General features: G+C 59.4%; 18 protein-coding genes. 10 read left to right on the plus strand and 8 right to left on the minus strand.

What is annotated here, in order from left to right:
- Positions 1 to 144 precede the first annotated feature (144 nt).
- Positions 145 to 351 (plus strand): hypothetical protein, encoded by a 207-nt coding sequence (locus AB5164_RS07185; protein ID WP_238022794.1) that lies wholly within the window; start codon positions 145 to 147, stop codon positions 349 to 351.
- 109 nt (positions 352 to 460) lie between these two features.
- Here AB5164_RS07185 and AB5164_RS07190 read toward each other — a convergent pair whose 3' ends face one another.
- On the minus strand, positions 461 to 1375 hold the full coding sequence (locus tag AB5164_RS07190) for a ketopantoate reductase family protein (RefSeq protein ID WP_349090827.1): 915 nt from the start codon (positions 1373 to 1375) through the stop codon (positions 461 to 463).
- A 480-nt stretch (positions 1376 to 1855) separates the two neighbouring features.
- Between AB5164_RS07190 and AB5164_RS07195 the strand changes: the two genes are divergently transcribed.
- The 6 genes from AB5164_RS07195 to AB5164_RS07220 all read left to right on the plus strand — a co-directional run bounded on the left by AB5164_RS07195 (position 1856) and on the right by AB5164_RS07220 (position 8442).
- Positions 1856 to 3046 carry an aldo/keto reductase gene (locus tag AB5164_RS07195; RefSeq protein ID WP_368142980.1) on the plus strand — a complete coding sequence of 397 codons (1191 nt, stop codon included), beginning with the start codon at positions 1856 to 1858 and terminating at the stop codon, positions 3044 to 3046.
- A gap of 90 nt (positions 3047 to 3136) precedes the next feature.
- Positions 3137 to 4156, plus strand: a complete 1020-nt coding sequence (locus AB5164_RS07200; protein WP_349090825.1) for a Gfo/Idh/MocA family protein — start codon at positions 3137 to 3139, stop codon at positions 4154 to 4156.
- A gap of 166 nt (positions 4157 to 4322) precedes the next feature.
- Positions 4323 to 5189 carry a deoxyribonuclease IV gene (locus AB5164_RS07205; protein ID WP_152067907.1) on the plus strand — a complete coding sequence of 289 codons (867 nt, stop codon included), beginning with the start codon at positions 4323 to 4325 and terminating at the stop codon, positions 5187 to 5189.
- A 147-nt stretch (positions 5190 to 5336) separates the two neighbouring features.
- Positions 5337 to 6197, plus strand: coding sequence for an ABC transporter substrate-binding protein (locus AB5164_RS07210; RefSeq protein WP_152067906.1), 861 nt, complete (start codon positions 5337 to 5339; stop codon positions 6195 to 6197).
- A 118-nt stretch (positions 6198 to 6315) separates the two neighbouring features.
- Positions 6316 to 7677, plus strand: a complete 1362-nt coding sequence (locus AB5164_RS07215; protein ID WP_368142978.1) for an ABC transporter permease subunit — start codon at positions 6316 to 6318, stop codon at positions 7675 to 7677.
- Between the two features lie 12 nt (positions 7678 to 7689).
- Positions 7690 to 8442 (plus strand): amino acid ABC transporter ATP-binding protein, encoded by a 753-nt coding sequence (locus AB5164_RS07220; protein ID WP_117770154.1) that lies wholly within the window; start codon positions 7690 to 7692, stop codon positions 8440 to 8442.
- Positions 8443 to 8559: 117 nt separating this feature from the next.
- On the opposite strand, the gene AB5164_RS07225 is transcribed toward AB5164_RS07220, so the two are convergent.
- Both AB5164_RS07225 and AB5164_RS07230 read right to left on the minus strand, forming a co-directional pair.
- The gene (locus AB5164_RS07225; RefSeq protein ID WP_368142977.1) at positions 8560 to 8979 is read right to left on the minus strand and encodes a flavodoxin; all 420 of its coding nucleotides are present in this window, start codon (positions 8977 to 8979) and stop codon (positions 8560 to 8562) included.
- A gap of 46 nt (positions 8980 to 9025) precedes the next feature.
- Positions 9026 to 9730, minus strand: coding sequence for a DUF3793 family protein (locus tag AB5164_RS07230; protein WP_368142976.1), 705 nt, complete (start codon positions 9728 to 9730; stop codon positions 9026 to 9028).
- A 175-nt stretch (positions 9731 to 9905) separates the two neighbouring features.
- On the opposite strand from AB5164_RS07230, the gene AB5164_RS07235 reads away from it, so the two are divergent.
- Positions 9906 to 10289 carry a heavy-metal-associated domain-containing protein gene (locus AB5164_RS07235; RefSeq protein ID WP_117766094.1) on the plus strand — a complete coding sequence of 128 codons (384 nt, stop codon included), beginning with the start codon at positions 9906 to 9908 and terminating at the stop codon, positions 10287 to 10289.
- Positions 10290 to 10315: 26 nt separating this feature from the next.
- Here the strand turns inward: AB5164_RS07235 and AB5164_RS07240 are convergent, their stop codons facing one another.
- Together AB5164_RS07240 and AB5164_RS07245 are read right to left on the minus strand one after the other, a co-directional pair.
- Entirely contained in the window at positions 10316 to 10741 is a 426-nt protein-coding gene (locus AB5164_RS07240; protein ID WP_316366367.1) for a hypothetical protein, read from the minus strand.
- Positions 10734 to 12239 (minus strand): Y-family DNA polymerase, encoded by a 1506-nt coding sequence (locus AB5164_RS07245; RefSeq protein ID WP_349115109.1) that lies wholly within the window; start codon positions 12237 to 12239, stop codon positions 10734 to 10736. The genes AB5164_RS07240 and AB5164_RS07245 overlap by 8 nt, the downstream gene beginning before the upstream one ends.
- 237 nt (positions 12240 to 12476) lie before the next feature.
- Here AB5164_RS07245 and AB5164_RS07250 point away from each other — a divergent pair, with 237 nt between their 5' ends.
- Both AB5164_RS07250 and pgi read left to right on the plus strand, forming a co-directional pair.
- Complete coding sequence (locus AB5164_RS07250) at positions 12477 to 13001, plus strand: iron-containing alcohol dehydrogenase (RefSeq protein ID WP_349115108.1); 525 nt, start codon at positions 12477 to 12479, stop codon at positions 12999 to 13001.
- A 199-nt stretch (positions 13002 to 13200) separates the two neighbouring features.
- Entirely contained in the window at positions 13201 to 14895 is a 1695-nt protein-coding gene (pgi, locus tag AB5164_RS07255) for a glucose-6-phosphate isomerase (protein WP_368142973.1), read from the plus strand.
- A 141-nt stretch (positions 14896 to 15036) separates the two neighbouring features.
- Here the strand turns inward: pgi and AB5164_RS07260 are convergent, their stop codons facing one another.
- From AB5164_RS07260 to AB5164_RS07270, 3 genes are all read right to left on the minus strand, one after another.
- A complete protein-coding gene (locus tag AB5164_RS07260) occupies positions 15037 to 16341 on the minus strand; it encodes a VirD4-like conjugal transfer protein, CD1115 family (protein ID WP_368142972.1) in 1305 nt (434 codons plus the stop codon).
- Positions 16334 to 16951, minus strand: coding sequence for an ATP-dependent Clp protease proteolytic subunit (locus AB5164_RS07265; RefSeq protein WP_022094432.1), 618 nt, complete (start codon positions 16949 to 16951; stop codon positions 16334 to 16336). The genes AB5164_RS07260 and AB5164_RS07265 overlap by 8 nt, the downstream gene beginning before the upstream one ends.
- Positions 16952 to 17014: 63 nt before the next feature.
- Positions 17015 to 18061: a hypothetical protein gene (locus AB5164_RS07270; protein ID WP_368142970.1), complete on the minus strand. Its 1047-nt coding sequence runs from the start codon at positions 18059 to 18061 to the stop codon at positions 17015 to 17017.
- Positions 18062 to 18378 lie beyond the last annotated feature (317 nt).

Genomic DNA, 18378 nt, shown 5'->3' on the forward strand with positions numbered 1-18378 from the left:
GACCCGTACCCGTTCTGGCTGGATTAATGGATGGAAACGGGTGTTCTATCGGGACACACATTTTGTCCTATAAGCCTGGGCGTATGGATGCGGGGCACACTGGTTCTTGAGAAATAAGGTCTTTCTCTTGGAGGAAGTGGTCTTGTGAATGCTCGAGATATTGCCGTTGCCGCCGTCGCGTTGATGCTTGGCTGCCTTGGTCCCACGGCCGCGCTCGTCGCGGGCATGCAGGGGACATGCGGGGCTGCTCCTATCGTGGTCGGCGCGCTGATCGCGGCCACGCTGCTGGGAAGCGCAGGCGTGGTTCTTTGCCGCGACGATGAGGACGAGGTGCCGGGGTCGCAACGCTAACTGTTGTGAGATCGGCCGCCGGTCATAGACGAAGATGAAGGCCGCCGCAGGGGAAAGGTTCCCTTGCGGCGGTTTTGCTGTTAAGGCTGTTGAATGCGGCGCGTCGGCGCTACCAGCTTTTCTCGATATCGCGGATGCGCCGATAGAGCCACTCGTTTTGCGGTGCCTGGATATCGTGTTTGGTTGCGAGGCGGCAGATGGTGCCCGCGAACTCATCAACCTCGGTTTTGCGCCTTGCGATGCGGTCTTGAGCCATCGAGGGCATACCGGCGGGGTCGATTCCCTCGATGAGGTGCACCATTTGCGTCAGGTCTGCCTCGGTCAGTTCAACGCCCTCGGCGTTGGCGACCGCAAGCGTTTCGCGCATGGCGGAAACAAAGCAGTGACGCTGCTCGGAGCCCGGCTCCGTGGCGCTTCCGTAGGTCCCGCCGTAGGCCATGCAGGTCTGGTTGATGCCGTCGTTGAGCATGAGTTTGGCCCACATGCGGTGGGCGATGTCGTCCTCGACGGTATGGGCGATGCCGCAGCGCGTATAGAGCTCGTCGATCGCGGTGATGGTTGCGGGGTTCGTGCCGGCCGCCGCGCCAAAGCGGATTTCGCCCGCATTGGTAAAGGTGAGCGCGCCGTTGAGAAACACGGCGTCCATGCCCTGGCAGATACCAAGAACGGTATGCTCCCAGCCAAAGCGTTCGGCAATCTTTTGCTCGCTCGTAATGCCGTTGCACAGCGAGGCGATGAGCGTGTTGGGTCCCACGACGCGCTCCATAGTCTTGAGTGCTTGGTCGAGACCGGTGGTCTTGACTGTCAGGATGACCAGATCGGCGGGCGTCGCCTCGCTGGCACGGACGGACGTGAGATCGCAGGGCTTGCCGTTGACGGTGAGCGCGTCGTTCGCATGACGCTCAAAACGGGCATCATCCATGACGTATTCGACGGCGTCGTTGCCGAGCGCCCGGGCGATCATGCTGCCGTAGAGCAGGCCGACGCCGCCCTTGCCGATAAAGGCGACCTTGTTGATCTGCATGTGAATCATCTCCCCATGTAAAAGGCGCCCGCGTAAGGGGCGCCTGATGGATTGTATGCTGCCAGGGTGATTGGTGGGTGCGCGGGGCGGCTGTTATAAAAAAGAAACGTTTACCTGGACGCTACGCTGCAGGGCAGACCGCAAAGACGCGGGCGGGGTATCCGACGCCATCGCGGACCTTGGGGAAGGTGCAGAAGATGACGGCACCCGTGGCGGGAAGCTCGTCCAGATGGTCCATGACCTCGATCTGATAGCGGTCGACCGAGAGGATGTATTGCTCGCCGGGGTAGGGGGTAGGCGTCCTCGCGCGTGGTCATGCCCGGCTCCTTTCATCGGGCTTTTTGCTGATGTTAAAGCGGTGCCGTGACAGCTCGATTTCTGCTGCGTTACGATACGTTCTCGATTGCGATTCCACGATGTTTCGGCTGCGTGACCATTGTGTTTCGCCTTGCCGGGGCGCTGATGGCGAAGGGAGGGGCCGTGCAATACCGTGTTGACCCCAAAAGTGGTAACCGAATATCCGCTCTGGGTCTGGGCTGCATGAGGTTTCCCGGTGCGCCGGGACACCCCGATGCGAAGACGGCCGATGCCATCATCTCCCGTGCGGTGGAGCAGGGGATTAATTATCTGGACACGGCCTATCTCTATCCCGGCAACGAGGCTTGCGTGGGCGCTTCGCTCGAACGCCTGGGCTTGCGCGACCAGGTTTTGCTCGCAACCAAGCTGCCGCATGCTTCGTGCAAATGCGCGGAGGATTTCAATCGGTTTTTCGACGAGCAGCTGCGCCGCCTGCAGACCGACCATATCGACTATTACCTTATGCACAACATCACCTCGCCTGCGCAGTGGGAGCGCGTGGTGGCGCTGGGCATCGAGGACTGGATTGCGCGCCAAAAGGCTGCAGGGCGTATTCGTCAGATAGGCTTTTCGTACCACGGCAGCGCGGCGGATTTCCTGACGATGCTCGATGCGTATGAGTGGGACTTTTGCCAGATCCAGTACAATTACGCTGGAGAGCGATATCAGGCGGGAACAGCGGGGCTCATGGCCGCCGCCGAGCGAGGCCTCGCGGTGTTTGTGATGGAGCCGCTGCTGGGCGGGCGTTTAGCGGGCAAGCTGCCGCCACGGGCCCGCGCTGTGCTCGATAGTGCCCGTGACCCGCATTTGCGCACTCCTGCCGCCTGGGGTCTTTCGTGGGTGTGGAATCATCCTCAGGTGACGATGCTGCTTTCGGGTATGACCGATATCGCGCAGGTGGATGAGAATTCGTCACTGGCAGACCTCGCGTTGCCGAATTCGATGACTGCCAACCAGCTCGACACGATTGCGCGCGTGCTGGAAGAGTTTGAGAAAACGAACCGCGTGCCCTGCACGGGATGCGGCTACTGCATGCCATGTCCCAAGGGTATCAACATTCCCGGCTGCTTTGCCGCCTACAACGCGAGCTATGCGCACAGCTGGTTTACGGGGCTGTCGCAATACTTTACGGCGAGTGCGGTGCGCACGAGCGAGCCCAAGCTGGTGAGCAATTGCGTCAAGTGCGGTAAATGCGCACGTCACTGCCCGCAGCACATCGATATTCCCGAGCGTCTCGATGACGTGCGCCGGCGCTTCCAGCCGGGCCCCGTAACGGCCATGCTTAAAGTCTTCGGCAAAACACGCTCCTCATGACCCTTTTATAACTTGCGGTGGAATAGTTCCTGTTTGCGGCAGAATAGGGGCCAAACAGGAACTATTTCACCGCAACTGAAGGGGGCTGTCGTGGGTCATCGGGATTCATGTGATGATTTGCGTGAGGTTTGTTGGGGCGTTTTGGGCGCTGGACACATTTCGCATCGATTTGCATCGTCGCTCAAGGAGGTGGACGGGGCACGGCTTGTGGCTGCTGCCGGCCGCACTCCTTCGCATGTTGAGGAGTTTTGCAGGGCGTTTTCGATTGATGCCGCGCACAGTTATGCCACGGCTGACGATAGCGGCGATGTGGCTTATGATGCGCTGATTGCCGACCCCGATGTCGACGCAATCTACTTGGCTCTTCCGCATGGCATGCATACGCGTTGGGCCTGTCGCGCGCTGCGCGCCGGAAAGGCCGTGCTGTGCGAAAAGCCGGCCGTTTTGAGTGAGGAAGAGGCTCTCTCGATTGCCTCCACCTCTCGCGAGCGCGGCGTGCTGTTTATGGAGGCGATGAAGAATCGGTTTTGCCCGATGCACGCTCGCGTGAAAGACTTGCTTGCGTCGGGTGAGCTTGGCCGTATTGTCTCGATTGAAAGCGTACAAAAGCTCGATTACGGCGAGTCTCCTTCGGGCTATCTGCTTGATCCGTTGCAGGGCGGCTGTCTATATGACATGGGCTGCTATGCGGTTGGTTGGTTTGAGGATTTGCTCGCGGGCGCGTGCGAGGTTTCGTCCCGTGAAGTTCGCTGGCGTGACGTATCGGGCGGCCGCGTCGATTGGGCCGACGAGATCCATATGAGCGTCGGCGGTATACCCATTCATATGGCGTGCGACGGCAAAGCAACATATGAAAGCCGCTTAACGATTGCCTGTGAGCGGGGCTCGTTGGAAATCGAGCGTCTCCATCGCCCCGAGCGCGCTCATGTGAAGTATTCCGACGGTCGAACGCTAGAAATAAATGCCCCGTTTGAGATCGATGATTTCTACGGCGAAATCCAGCATGCGACGCAGCTCATTCAGGCGGGGAAACTCGAGAGTCCCGTCATGCCCCTTGCCGCCACGCAGCGCTGCGCGCACATCATCGATGCAATCCGTCTAGCCCTCTAGGACTTGGCGCTGACGCGTAGGGGATCATGACGCCGGCGCCCGTGGTGCCTGGCGGCCCACATCTCTGATGCCCCTTTTATAACTTGCGGTGGAATACGGTCTGTTTGCGCCAAAATAAGGCACCAATAGACCGTATTTCACCGCAACTGATGAGGGGGAGTTGGAGATGCTGACGATCGGATGTCATCTTTCGACGACGAAGGGCTATCGGGCAATGGGAGAGACGGCGTTGTCCATTGGCGCCAATACCTTTGCGTTCTTTACGCGCAACCCGCGCGGTGGCAAGGCAAAAGACCTTGACATGGATGACGTGGCGGCTCTGCGCGAGCTTATGGCGCAAAACGACTTTGGACCGCTGGTGGCGCATGCCCCGTATACCTATAACCCCTGCTCCGCTAAGGAGCGAGCGCGCGAGTTTGCCCTGGAGGCCATGGCCGAGGATCTGCAGCGCATGGAAGCACTGCCCGGCAACTACTACAATTTTCATCCCGGTGCGCATGTGGGACAGGGGGCAGACGTCGGCATTCAGATGATTGTCGACACGCTGTGCCAGGTGATGTTTGAGGGACAGCAGACGACGGTATTGCTTGAGACCATGGCAGGCAAGGGCACCGAGGTGGGCCGTAGCTTTGAAGAACTGGCGTGCATTATCGAGGGCGTTGCCGCCAAGTGCCCAGAGCTGTCCGATAAGCTGGGCGTTTGTTTGGACACCTGCCATGTGAGCGATGCCGGCTACGACATCATCCATGATCTGGACGGCGTACTCGACGAGTTCGACCGCGTGGTGGGTATCGATCGCTTGCATGCCGTACACATCAACGATTCGAAGAACCCTTGTGGCGCCCATAAAGATCGTCACGAGTGCATCGGCAAGGGATACCTTGGCGGCGAGGAATTTGGTGGCGGTATGCAGGTTATGCAGAATATTGTATCGAATGGCCGTTTGCGTTCGCTGCCGTTTATTTTGGAGACTCCGAACGAACTTGCAGGTTATGCAGCTGAAATTAGACTATTAAGGTCATTGCAGCAGTAACGACTGTCACAAAGTAGAGTATTCAATTCACGTTATGGGTTTGTTTCAATCAGTTTTCTCATTGCAGATTCGTAATTCCGGGTGCATAATAGCCAACAGTTTTTGCAGACCTCTGAATCAAACGAGGTCACCGGAAGGAGACTGATTATGAAGCTGAAGAAGCTTGGCGCATTTGCCGCCACGGGTGCTATGGCGCTCGCCCTCGCTCTGACGGGCTGCGGCTCGTCCAACGCCACCTCTGGTTCTAATGCCGGTTCCAGCAGCTCTGACGACGCTAAGGTCGAGAAGGTCGACGGCTCCAAGGAGTACGCACTCGTCAAGGACGGTACGCTGACCGTCGGCACCTCTGCCGAGTACGCTCCGTTTGAGTACAAGGATGACAACGGCGATTATCAGGGCTTTGACCTTGAGCTCATCAAGGCTATCGGCGACAAGCTGGGCCTGGATGTCGAGTATGTCAACAATGACTTTGACACGCTTGTTCCGGGCGTCGCTTCGGGCGCCAAATATGACGTCTCCATCGCGGCTATCACCGACACGCCCGAGCGTGAGAAGGAAGTCACTTTCTCCGATTCTTACTACATGGACGATCAGGCTATCGTGACCAAGGTCGATAACACCGACATCACGGCCGACAACTACAGCGAGAAGCTCAACAACGCCGACGCTACCATCATCGTCCAGTCTGGCTCGACCGCCGAGTCCTTTGCCCAGGAGAACTTCCCCAAGGCCAAGATTGTCCCCTACAAGGACGCCACCGAGTGCTTCAGCGCCCTGCAGTCCGATAAGGGCGACGCCGTAGTCACCAACCGCTCCGTTGCCAGCCAGCTGACCGCCGAGCAGTTCAACACCTGCCAGACCATTAAGCAGATTAGCACCGGCGAGGAGTACGCCATCGCCATCAACCAGGGCAACACCAAGCTCAAGGACGACATCAACCAGGCCATCAAGGACCTGACCGACGACGGTACCGTTGACGCCCTCATGGCTAAGTACAATATCAAGTAAAATAGCTACTTGATTGCTCGCGGGCCCTTTCCGCTTTGGCGGAGAGGGCCTTTGCGCTTCTCTTGACGGAGAGCATTTCCGTCTCGTTTTGCCGGCAACTTCTACGATAGGAGCCACCTTGTCTCGACTGAACAAAGGGGCTGCGGAGCAGCGTTTTCCACTGCCCGCCTTGCTCCAAAAGCTAGTCTGCGTCATGGCCGTGGCGCTCGCGCTGGTGTGTGTGGGGACATATGCGCCCACGACCGCCCAGGCGCTTGAGACCGCAAAGATTACCGCTCGACCCAACACCGGTTCGGGCAGCGCTGTGGTCGGCGGTACCGAGACGCGCATTACCTGGGAGGTCCAGGCCGATGCCGATGAGGAGCTGAGCGGTCTTTCGCTGACGTTTGTCGACGGCACGACGTTTGGTACCGATGACACGCGATTGACGATGCTCTCGGGCGAGGACCTCATGGATCGTACGCCCATGAAACCCACGTGCAAGGCTGACGGCCAGACGCTCAAGATTGACTTTGGCGAGACGGCGCCTGCCGGCGGCTTTTTCCGTGTCGAGGTTTATGGTGTGACGTTTCCCGTCGAGGGCGGCGATGAGGCCTTTAGCGGCACCTATACGCTCGCTGACGGGTCGACCAAGAAGATCTCCAAGATTCCGTCGGTGGAGATCAAGGGCGTGACGGCCTTCGATAACTTCCTGGCCGATCTTAAGGAGCAGCCGTGGGTCGAGGCCTGGAACTCCAATATGTTCCTGCGCCTGTTCTTGAACCCGGTCATTTTGGTCCAGAGCCTGCCGATCGTCTTCAAGGGCTTCCTCATGTCGCTCTCGATCGTGCTTGTGGCGTTTCCGCTGGCAATTCCCTTCGGTTTCGCCCTATCGCTCATGCGCATTTCCAAGTCGCGCATCCTTCGTTGCCTTGCCGGCATCTATGTGAATATCATCCGTGGTACGCCGGCGTTCCTGCAGATCTATATCGCGTTCTTCGGTCTGCCGCTTGCCGGCGTCAAGGTTGATGACTACGTGCTCGGCGTCATCGTCATGGCCATGAACTCGTCTGCGTACCTGTGTGAGATCTTCCGTGCCGGTATTCAATCGATCCCCAAGGGCCAAAACGAGGCTGCTCGTTCGCTGGGCATGAACGCGTTCCAGACGCTGCTCTATGTCATGATTCCGCAGACGTTCCGTAATGTCCTGCCTACGCTGACCAGTGAATTTATCCTGCTTTACAAGGATACGTCTCTGCTTGCGGCCGTGGGCGTGGTCGAGATCGTCATGAATGCCCGCACCATCGTGGCCACGACGGGCTCCATCACGCCGTATGTGGTTGCCGCCCTGTTCTATCTGGTCATCACCCTGCCGCTCGCTCGCTTGGTGAGCGGTCTTGAGGCGAGGCTTTTGGGCACGGCCGAGACCAAGAAGAAGCGTCCCGCCAAGAGCGCCGGACAGGTTGTCGCGACGCCTGCCGATCACATCGCCGGTCTGTAAGGAGGTCCTATCATGAGCGAAACCAATAACTCGAACGAGGTCGTCGTCAGTATCAAGAACCTCCAGAAGGCCTTTGGCGACAACGTGGTCCTGCGCGATATCGATCTGGATGTGCACAAGGGTGAGGTCGTTGTGGTCTTGGGCCCCTCGGGCTCGGGCAAGTCGACGATGCTTCGCTGCATCAATCGTCTGGAGCATCCCACGAGTGGCTCGATTATCGTTGAGGGCGTGGATGTGTGCGCCAAGGGTGTCGACCTCAACAAAGTGCGTACGCATCTGGGTATGGTGTTCCAGCAGTTCAATTTGTTCCCGCACCTGTCGGTCAAAAAGAACGTCATGCTTGCGCAACAAAAGGTGCTCAAGCGCAGCAAGGAAGAGGCCGAGAAGATCGCCGTCGAGGAGCTGACCAAGGTCGGTCTTGCTGAGCGCATCGATTTTATGCCGAGTCAGCTTTCGGGCGGCCAGCAGCAGCGCGTTGCCATCGCCCGCGCCCTGTCGATGAACCCGCACGTCATGCTCTTTGACGAGGCCACCTCGGCGCTCGACCCTGAGCTCGTGCGCGACGTCCTGGGCGTCATGCGCGACCTGGCGCACGACGGTATGACCATGATCGTCGTGACGCACGAGATGGGCTTTGCCCGCGATGTCGCCGACCGCGTCGTCTTTATGGACGGTGGCGTCATTGTGGAAGAGGGTACGCCGAGCGAGGTCTTCGACCATCCTAAGAGCGAGCGCACCAAGGCGTTCTTGGGCAATATCTCGTAGCCGGTTGATGTAACTGCCGTTACAAAAGAGCGGGGGCTGGACTTGAATCCAGCCCCCGCTCTTTTGTAGGGATGGGGATGTGCTTTGATGCAGGCTCTTTTGGAAGCCCTGGGTTCGTTACGCGAGCTCGGCTCCGAGGGCCTTGCAAGCGGTCTCGCCCTCGTCGTCGGGCGCGTCGTAGCAGATGGTGGAGTCCACGACGTTGACGCCGGCATCGTCGGCGTCGGCCTTCCAGTTGTCCATCCACTCGCCCTCGGCCCATGAATAGGAGCCAAAGAGGACGACCTTCTTGTCGCCGAGAGTCTCCTTGACCTCGTCCCACATCGGCTGGAACTCATCGTACTCGAGTTCCTCGGAGCCCATGGCGGGGCAGCCGAAGGCGATGGCGTCATAGCCTTCGGCCTTGTCTGCGGAGAAGTCGGCGCAGGAGATGACCTCTGCCTCGGCACCCGCGGACGTGGCGCCTTCGGCGACGAGGTTTGCCATGGCCTCGGTGTTGCCCGTGCCGCTCCAGTAGACGACGGCGATCTTGCTCATGTTGAGTCCTTTCAGTTGTGCGGCAGCTTGCCGCGGCTTCTATGTTCTATCGGGTTGCCTGGGCAAGTTGCGCCAAGCTGCAGCCCTGCTGATAGATGTAGGTAAGGTATTGCGTGCATGCACGATAGGAATCGAAGGTCGTGAGCGCCTGTTCGACGTTTGTGTATACCTTCCAGGCGCCAAAGACCTTATAGTTTTCGCCGTGCTGGACGATAAACTGATGGACATCTTCGTAGGGATAGCCCAAAAAATAGCCAATTTCGTGGGGGAACTCGCACATGCACCCCGTATCGCAGTGCCTATTTCGCGCGAGTGCGCAGACACTGCCGTCATAGGCGCTTTCTGCGGCATTGCTGCTTGCCAGCGTGATGCGCGCGGCGAGATGCACCAGGGATGCGGGCAGGTTGTGGACATCGTAACCTTCGGCGACAAGCGCCGTCGTGGCGCGGGGGTCGGAGAGGTATCGCATGAGGTCCGCAGGGCGGTACACATAGATGAGCGCTCCGCAGGGGCGCCAGACCAAAACGCTCATATGGATTCCGAGCGGCTGGAGCTCGCGGTTGCATTGGGCTATGACGGCGAGCAGGCGAGAGCGTCGCTCTTCGATTTGAGCGACGCCGAGTTTTCCGTTTTGGTTGACGTAAACGCCGGGATAGGTAAAGAGCGAAGCCGGCTTGATACCTGCGAGCGTAGGGGAGCAGTTGCGCACGACAGCCGTTTGGTATGTTGGGATGTCAATGGTTCGAGTCACGTTGCCCCTTTCGAGCCCTCACTTGTTAGCCTAGGAAAACTTATACACGAAAGTAAGCCATGGTCAACAAAAAAGTTTGAAGCGGGAAACTAATTGACCGAACGGACATGATTTTGGGTTAAGATGGGGACACCCCATGGGGGTATCTAGATAGGGCTACTTGAAAGGGGAACGCATGAGTGACTTGCTCAACCCTGCGAATCTCATCGTGCTGGCCGTCATTGCCGTCGGCATGTTTTTTGGACTGCGTCGTATTGCCGCTTCGACACACGGGAAGAGTTGCTGCAGCGATGGCGCGAGCGGTAAGAAGGCCAAAAAGGTTGTTGTGGTGGATACCGATGCGTCACACTACCCCTATAGCGATGAGCTGCTCATCGGCGGCATGAGCTGTGACGGCTGCGCTCAGAACGTAGCCAATGCCCTCAATGCACTGGATGGCGTGTGGGCAACGGTGACGTATGCGGACCACACGGCACGCGTGCGCTCTAAGCAGCCGGTTGATCGCGGTGTCCTCGAGACGGCCGTGAAAGACGCAGGCTACTACGTCATGACGCTGTAAGCGCCGTCTTGGATGCATTTCCTTGTCTAGGCTCGTCCGCGCAGCTCGATGTCTTGGATATCGTCGAAGTCGATGGCGATATCTTTGAGCTTGAGGAGCCTGAAGGCAGGGAGTACCTCGTCAAGGATGCCGGTGCGGGAGCGATAGCCGTACGTATCGTAATAGGTGACGCGGACCAGGTCGCCACGTTTGAGACCCTCGAGCTTTTTAGAAAGCACGAGGGCTTTTTCTTCCGTGAGTTCACGTTTTGGCTCGACGGTGATTTCCTGCTTGCGCACGAGTTCGTAGTATCCCGTGAGGGCGGCAAAGGGCATAAACTGTGCGGCGCGGTTGGCGCGCACGGCACCGTTGGCTGTGAGGTTGGGGTCGGCGGCGCGGCGTCTGCCCTCGGGGTCCGCCAGGCGCTCGAAGGCGGTCGGCGGGCGCACGGGCTGTTGTTTGGGTTTAGGCACGGTGTCCTCCAACTTGGTCGTTGCGTTCGCGCGCGGTGGCGCCGGCGGTAAAGCTTAATCCCTTGACGAGCGCGTTCTTGCCGTACTTGCCTTTCACAGCCAGGACGGCGCGCGCCAGGTCGCGCTCGCGCTCATCGGCCTCGACATCGCTAAACAGATCGATAGTGGCAAATTCCTCGGGCATGAGGTTGCCAAAGCCCAGGTTGATTCGCTTGACCGGTCGTTTAGGGTCGACCGTTTGCGCCCAAAGGTCATCGAAATAGCCCATGATCTTCTTAAACGAATTGGTGCGCTCGGGCAGCTTGCGCGAGGCGTTGGAGTGTGCAAAGAGCGCGGCATAGCCACCACGCGGTTTGCCGCCATGCTCTCCCACAAAGATGCCATCGATTGCCTGCGCTTCGCGCACCAGGCGACGCCTTTCGTCATCGCACTGGACGGGCTTGGGCGCACGGGGTGCGAGCTCGGGGCCGGCGGTTGCGGTGGGTTCGATGCTCGACGTACTCGAGCGCAGGTGTCCGCATCCGTCCACATATTGTGCAGTACCGCTGGCATCAAGCCTGCGGATGTCGGCGCGCTCGCTCGCGTAGCCCACAAAGAGCGAGATGCTGTCACATACCACGTGCTTATCGACCAAGTCCAGCACGGCACTGTCGACCATCTCGCGCAAGACGGTGTAGGCCTGCTCGTAGGCATAGCCCTTCGAGAGCACCTGTCCTGTAGTGGTCGAAGTTGCTTGCGGGCGATAGGCTTGGATATCGGCGATGGTTGTCGGCTCGCGTCCGAAGGCGTGGTCGATGAGATACTCGGCATTGACGCCGAGCTCGTCGTAAAGCAGGTTTTCGTCGAGCGCCGCGACGCCCATCAGATCGTAGACGCCGTATTTTTCGAGTCGTGCTGCCACGCCGGGGCCGATGCCCCAGATATCGGTGATGGGACGATGGGGCCAGATTTCCTTGCGAAAGGTCTCGTCGTCGAGTATGCCGATGCGGCTGGGTACGTGCTTGGCGGTGATATCGAGTGCAACCTTGGCCTGGAATAGGTTGGGGCCGATGCCGACCGTCGCCGTGATGCCGGTGCGCGCCAGGACCTCGTCGCGCAACATGCAGGCGAGCCCTTCCGCATCGGTGTGATAAAGGTCCAGATAGGGTGTCACGTCGATAAAGCACTCGTCAATTGAGTAGACGTGAACGTCTTGCGGACTGACGTATTCCAGGTAGATACCGTAGATCTGCGCCGACACCTCCATGTAGTGCTGCATGCGCGGTACGGCCTTGATGTAGTCGATGCTATCGGGAATCTCAAATAGGCGGCAGCGATTGTGAATCCCTAAGTCCTTCATGGCCTGCGTGATGGCGAGGCAGATGGTCGTGCGTCCGCGCGATTCGTCGGCAACGACCAGGTTGGTGGTGAGCGGATTGAGCCCACGGTCGACGCATTCGACGCTGGCATAAAACGTCTTGAGGTCGATGCAGATGTAGGTGTGCTGCCCGCCCGCCATCCGAGCCCTCCCATCAAACACATGTTCTTATCGAATACTTGTTCGATAATACCCGCTCGTCCGGACGTCGTCAAAACCTGTCAAAAAGGGACTGGTTTGTTTTGGTAGGTATGGTCGTGCCGTTGGATCGGGTTTTAACGCAGCTCTAAAGAGTGCGAAACAGCTCGGAAAACCTCGCTTCGTAGCATGAGCCTAACGATTGATACCGCCTACGCGCACGGAAGGGTTGTGGGAAAGATGGTCAATTATGGGTTTGGTATGCCGACGCGCCTTGTTGCGGATGGAGACGTGGCTCGCTGGTGCGGACGATTGGTCGCTCACTACGGTGGCACCAAGGCGCTGGTCGTGTTGGGCGGTGACAAGCATACGCGCGATGAGCTTGTCTCGGCGGCACTTGGCTCGCTTGATCGAGCCCTGCTCGAGCGCGTGCTTTTTCGCTGCGGCTCGTTTGAGGGCGACGGGGGAGACGAGCTGATCGACGAAGCCGTGGCCCTGGCGACCGACGAAGGCGTGGACTTTGTCCTGGCGATTGGCGATGCCGATACTGCCGGCTTTGCGCGTGAGCTCGCGCGTCGCATGGCGGCGCTCGATGCCGTCGAAGACGGTTTTGTCCCTTATGGATGCATTCTCTCGGAGGGCAAGGTGCCTGCTGTCGTGGGCACCGGTGAGGTTCCCGTTTTTGCCATTATCGCGCCCGAACTGCTGGAGGGCATCGGGTCTCCTCTGCGTGAGTTGCTCGGTAGCGTCTGCGCCGCGGCCTAATATTTGCCATAAAAGGACGGGTTATTTTTGGTTGGTAAAGCGTTTGACCTGCCAAAATAAGCCTGTCCCTTTTTAATCGGTTGCCGTTTGGGGGCCGATTGGCAACGCTCGCTGATTATAGTATTGACCTGCGCTAGAATAGTGGCATCTGAATGTCCGGGCGCATGGAGGCGTGCGCCCGTATGCTGAGGAGGACTCTATGGCAACTGTTGCCGCACCTATCGATGCTACGTCGACTGCCGCTTGGAAGGCACTCGAGGCTCATCAGGAGAAGCTCGAGGCCGAGGGTATCGACCTCAAGGCCTGGTTCGCCGCCGATGCCGACCGCGTGAACAAGCTGAGCTTTGACGCCGGTGACCTGCACTTCGATCTTTCGAAGAACCTGGTGACCGATGAGACCGTCAAGCTGCTGTGCGATCTTGCCCGCGAGGTGAAGCTCGAGGAGCGCCGCGACGCCATGTTCTCCGGCGAGCACATTAACACCACCGAGGACCGCGCCGTCCTGCACACCGCGCTTCGCCGCCCGGTAACCGAGAAGGGCCAGCTCATCGTCGACGGCCAGGACGTCGTCGCCGACGTGCACGAGGTCCTCGATCGCATGTATGCCTTCGCCGAGCGCGTGCGCTCCGGTGAGTGGAAGGGCGTTACCGGCAAGAAGATCGAGCACCTGGTGTCCATCGGCATCGGTGGCTCCGATCTGGGCCCGGTCATGGCCTACGAGGCCCTGCGTCCCTATGCCGACGCCGGTATCGACTGCCGCTACATCTCCAACATCGACCCCAACGACCAGGCCGAGAAGCTCAAAGGCCTGGATCCCGAGACTACGCTCGTGATCATCGTCTCCAAGACCTTCACCACGCTCGAGACCCTCACCAACGCCCGCGAGGTCAAGACCTGGATGCTCGAGCAGCTCAAGGCTCAGGGCGCCATCGACGGCTCCGATGAGCAGAACGCCGAGGCCGTGGCAAAGCACTTCGTCGCCGTCTCCACCGCACTCGAGAAGGTCGAGGCCTTCGGTATCGACCCCGCCAACGCCTTCGGTTTCTGGAACTGGGTCGGTGGCCGCTATTCCGTTGACTCCGCCGTGGGCCTGTCGCTGATCGTCGTGCTCGGCCCCGAGCGCTTCCAGCAGTTCCTCGAGGGCTTCCACGCCATCGACGAGTACTTCTGCAACACGCCGCTCGAGAACAACGCCGTCGCGCTGATGGGTCTGCTCAACGTCTGGTACGTCAACTTCTTCGGTTCCAAGAGCCACGCCGTGCTTCCGTATTGCCAGTACCTGCACCGTTTCCCGGCCTACCTGCAGCAGCTCACCATGGAGTCCAACGGCAAGCATGTCCGCTGGGACGGCAGCGCCGTGACCTCCGACACCGGTGAGATCTTCTGGGGCGAGCCCGGCACCAACGGCCAGCATGCCTTCTACCAGCTGCTGCACCAGGGCACCGTGGTGGTTCCGGCCGATTTCATCGCTTTCGCCAATACCGCCAACCCTGCGACCGATAGCGGTCAGGACGTGCACGAGCTGTTCCTGGGCAACTTCCTGGCCCAGACCAAGGCGCTCGCCTTTGGCAAGACGGCCGACGAGGTTCGTGCCGAGGGCACGCCCGAGCAGATCGTCCCGGCCCGCTGCTTTGAGGGCAACCGTCCGACGACCTCGATCTTCGGCGACACGCTGACCCCGTTTGCGCTCGGCGAGCTCATCGCCCTGTACGAGCACATCACGTTTGTCGAGGGCACGGTCTGGGGCATCGACTCCTACGACCAGTGGGGCGTTGAGCTGGGCAAGCAGCTTGCCAAGCAGATTACCCCGGCCTTCCACGACGACGCCGCAAAGGCCGAGCAGGACGCTTCGACCCAGGCGCTTATCGAGTTCTATCGCGCGCATCGCAAGTAGTCGCTGCTGTTAACGCACCGCGCCTTATAGTCAGGGGCCCGTATCCTATCGGATGCGGGCCCCTTTGCTTTGCCGTGGTCCCGGGGCGCACGGCCTTTGTGGAACATCGCCGGGGCGCCGCGCGCTGCGAGAACCCTGCGCCTAGATCTCGGCCTCCGCATGGCCTCGCTGCGCCTCGGGCAGCTCCCCGTAGAGCGGATGGTCTTCGAGCCTAAAGCGCTCGACCTGTTCGGGAGTGCGACCGCGTACAAAGAGCCATGAGCGATCGATCGGCGTCGCCATGAGCGTGCCGGGCAGCGCGTCGGCGCGGTCGGAAAACACCCGGGCACTCTCGGGATCCTGGAACGCCAGCACCAGATGCGTGTCGCAGTTGCCCATGATGGAGCGTGCGCGTGCCTCGCCATAGAGCGCATCGAGCTGGTTGGTCGACTGCAGCAGCAGCGTTGCCCAGATGTTGCGGCTTCGGATAATCGAGAGCACGTTGTCGATCTGGGGGATCTGCAGATTTGCGAAGTCATCGAGCATAAAGCGCACGGGCACGGGCAGGCTGCCGTCGGGCTGCCTATCGGCCTCACGAATGAGGCCCATAAACGCCTGCGAAATAAAGAGGCCGGTCAGCGGATCGAGATTGCGGTCAATATCGCTCACGGTTACAAACAGGGCGCAGGGGGTGTGTCCCATGGAAGCGAAGTCTACCTGATGACACTCACGATAGAGCTGTGCCGCACCGTCGAATCCCAGACACATGACCTTTTCGGCAAGGATGCCGACGATGCTCGCGTGCATGCGCTCGGCATTTTGCGTAATGGCGTAGCGCCGCCATAGCGAGAGGGCATAGCTTTGGGAGTCGGTCGTGATCAGGTCGTCAAACAATCGACCCGTGGCACCGTCCTGCAGGTGCTCGATCAGCTTGATGACCGAGCTGATCGTCTGCTCGTCGGCGGGCAGCTGTTCGGTGACGTAGGCGATAAGACACGACAGCAGGTTTGCCGCCGCATGATCCCAAAAAGGCTGGTTGTTGTCCTCGATGGGGCAGATGGCCTTTGCCACCGAGAGGATGTCCTGCTGGTTGGGCCTGCCGTCCGCCTTGCGGCGAATGTGCCTCAGGGGGTTGTAGCCGCAGCGCTCGATGCCGGGCGCAAGGGCCGGGACGGTGTTGAGGTCGGCGAAGTTGAGACATTGCACGCGGTAACCGTGGGCTGCCAGCACGGGTCCCACTTCGCGACAGAGCGTGCCTTTGGTGTCGAGCACGATGTAGCTTGCGTTCATTTGCAGCAGGTTGGGCTTGAGGACGTTTCGGGTCTTGCCGGCTCCCGAGGGGCCGATCACAAGTGCGTTGTTGTTGAGTCCCGTTTGGCGGGTGTCGCAGGAAAGCGTTCGATTCTTGGCGAGGATGGTGGACGATGCGGACTCAGATGCGGCGAGGCGGCTGGCGAGGTTAGACATGGGCGACCTCCTTGGTGGTCGAGAGGATTTCGTGGGCAAAGCCGAGCTCGACGGCGCGCTCGGCCGAAAGGTAGGTGTCTTTTGCAGTGAGGGACTGGATGCGCTTGGGCGTGAGGCCGCTGCGGTCCGAGAGGATTTGCGTGAGGGTCTTGCGGGTCTGCATGAGACGCCGGCTGGTTTCCTGCAGCGCAAGTGCCGAGCCGCCTGCCCCCTGGGGGATCAGCGGGTCGTGAATCATGAGCTCTGCATGGGGCGCCATACGGCGATCGTCGCCGCCCATAAAGATCACGGCGCCCATGGACGCGGCGAATTCCAGGCAGACGGTGCGGATGGGGCACGATGCGAGGCGCATGGCGTCATAGATCGCAAGGCCCGATCGCACGCTTCCGCCGGCGCTGGCGACAAATATGGTGATGGGGCGGCTGGGGTCGGTGGCATCGAGCAGGCGGATCTGCTGGCATAGGTCGTGGGCCATCGGGGTTTCGATGTTTCCCATGACGGAGAGCTCGCGACGGGCGAGCATCTCATCGTAAATGCTGGTGAGCGTGATACCTCGGGCGGATTCACGCATGGTGAGGGGACTGATGATGGGGGAATGATTGGTGTCCATGAGGACTCCTTTCTGTTGGTTGTGTTGTGGAATAGGATTGTTGCCCGCGGAGGGGCTGGCGGGCTACAGGGCTCGTCCGAGCCTGAGATCGAGCTCGGTTGTGGGGCAGGCTGCCTGTTCGTGCGGCTCGCAAGCACCAAAGGCTCCAAAGCGATGGAGCGTTGCGGCGGGCGTGGTGTAGGCGAGCCGCAGCTGATGCTCGACAGGGGCACATCCGTCATTTTTGTAATGAGCCGCGTAGTACTGCGCGATGCTGGCGTTCATCTCGCTGCCATTGCGATGGCGCTCAAACTGGCGTCTGCAGGTCTCGATGATCTTTGCTACCGACTTGGGTGCCGTCGCGGGAACAAGGGCGAGATAGCCCTCAAATAGCTCGTTGATGCTCAGGAGGCACAGCAGATCGATCAGCGTCCTTATGGCTGCTCCCTCGGCGGAAAAGTGCGCGGTCATGCGGTTATATCGGTTGCGGTCGACGATGGCCGCATGGGGTCTTGGAGTTTTCTGCCCCGTGGTCCCGGGCTTTTGCCGCGCCTGTGTATTGAGCTCGACGTTGCAGCGCTTGAGGCCGTCCAGCGGAAGGAACAGTGCGGTGCGCAGGGTGTTCCGCTTGCTTTCGAGTTCATGACGCTCGTCGGGTTCCCATTCGAGCTTGAGTTTCGTGTCGAGCGCCGTAAGCATATGGGCTAGGCAGCCTACGGTAAGAACGTGCGAATCGTTGTCGCGTTTTGGGGCATAGGGGTCTGTCAGCTTGCGAATGTCGGGGTCGCCCATGATCTTTGTGCAGCGCTTCAGCAGTTGAGGATGGTCGGCCAAGATCGTCGCGAGCGGTAGCGACGCGTGGTTCTTGATGGTCGCGGCGGCAAAGGCGGCATCATATTCGTTTGCATATGCTCGCTCAATTCGGGCATCCAGAATGCTGTTCTTATCGCTGTCTTCAGCGTGGTGGTTTGTCATAGCTTCTCCAATCGGTTGATGTTCGTGCTGTTTGTTGATGTGTTGGTTGTCGTGAGTGATGTGCTTGCCGTGGGTGATGTGCTGACGTTGGGGTGCTATGCGGTTTTCAATGAGCCCGTGAGGCAGTTGCTGCAGGGGCGGGATGGAACGGCCCATGCAAGGCGGAAGGCATCGTGCTCAAAATCGAGACAGCAATGCCCTGGGTGCCTCACATGTGGCAGTCACCTCATTAAGTTGTCATTGCGTTTGGGGTTGTACTTTGCCGATCTTCCTTCTCTTACACGCTAAAACTCAAACTTCATATGCTCGATCTACTTAAAACCGCAACGGCGGTCTTTTATCAACTTATATGTCGGAACGTGTCTTTTCAAGTACTTTTTTGCGTTTGTTTCAAATGCCTTGATTATCGACTTTATCCGAACACCTCCCACATTCATCCGTACATGTACGGATGAATGTGGGAACCCGATACC

The organism is Collinsella aerofaciens, from assembly GCF_040915425.1.
Classification (GTDB): Bacteria; Actinomycetota; Coriobacteriia; order Coriobacteriales; family Coriobacteriaceae; genus Collinsella; species Collinsella aerofaciens_BW.

Bases quoted from the DNA above. Each gene is read 5' to 3' on its own strand.
- AB5164_RS07190 (WP_349090827.1), bottom strand. From the start codon at position 1,375: ATGCAGATCAACAAGGTCGCCTTTATCGGCAAGGGCGGCGTCGGCCTG.
- AB5164_RS07205 (WP_152067907.1), top strand. From the start codon at position 4,323: ATGCTGACGATCGGATGTCATCTTTCGACGACGAAGGGCTATCGGGCA.
- AB5164_RS07210 (WP_152067906.1), top strand. From the start codon at position 5,337: ATGAAGCTGAAGAAGCTTGGCGCATTTGCCGCCACGGGTGCTATGGCG.
- AB5164_RS07220 (WP_117770154.1), top strand. From the start codon at position 7,690: ATGAGCGAAACCAATAACTCGAACGAGGTCGTCGTCAGTATCAAGAAC.
- AB5164_RS07225 (WP_368142977.1), bottom strand. From the start codon at position 8,979: ATGAGCAAGATCGCCGTCGTCTACTGGAGCGGCACGGGCAACACCGAG.
- AB5164_RS07235 (WP_117766094.1), top strand. From the start codon at position 9,906: ATGAGTGACTTGCTCAACCCTGCGAATCTCATCGTGCTGGCCGTCATT.
- AB5164_RS07245 (WP_349115109.1), bottom strand. From the start codon at position 12,239: ATGGCGGGCGGGCAGCACACCTACATCTGCATCGACCTCAAGACGTTT.
- AB5164_RS07250 (WP_349115108.1), top strand. From the start codon at position 12,477: ATGGTCAATTATGGGTTTGGTATGCCGACGCGCCTTGTTGCGGATGGA.
- pgi (WP_368142973.1), top strand. From the start codon at position 13,201: ATGGCAACTGTTGCCGCACCTATCGATGCTACGTCGACTGCCGCTTGG.
- AB5164_RS07260 (WP_368142972.1), bottom strand. From the start codon at position 16,341: ATGTCTAACCTCGCCAGCCGCCTCGCCGCATCTGAGTCCGCATCGTCC.
- AB5164_RS07265 (WP_022094432.1), bottom strand. From the start codon at position 16,951: ATGGACACCAATCATTCCCCCATCATCAGTCCCCTCACCATGCGTGAA.
- AB5164_RS07270 (WP_368142970.1), bottom strand. From the start codon at position 18,061: ATGGGCCGTTCCATCCCGCCCCTGCAGCAACTGCCTCACGGGCTCATT.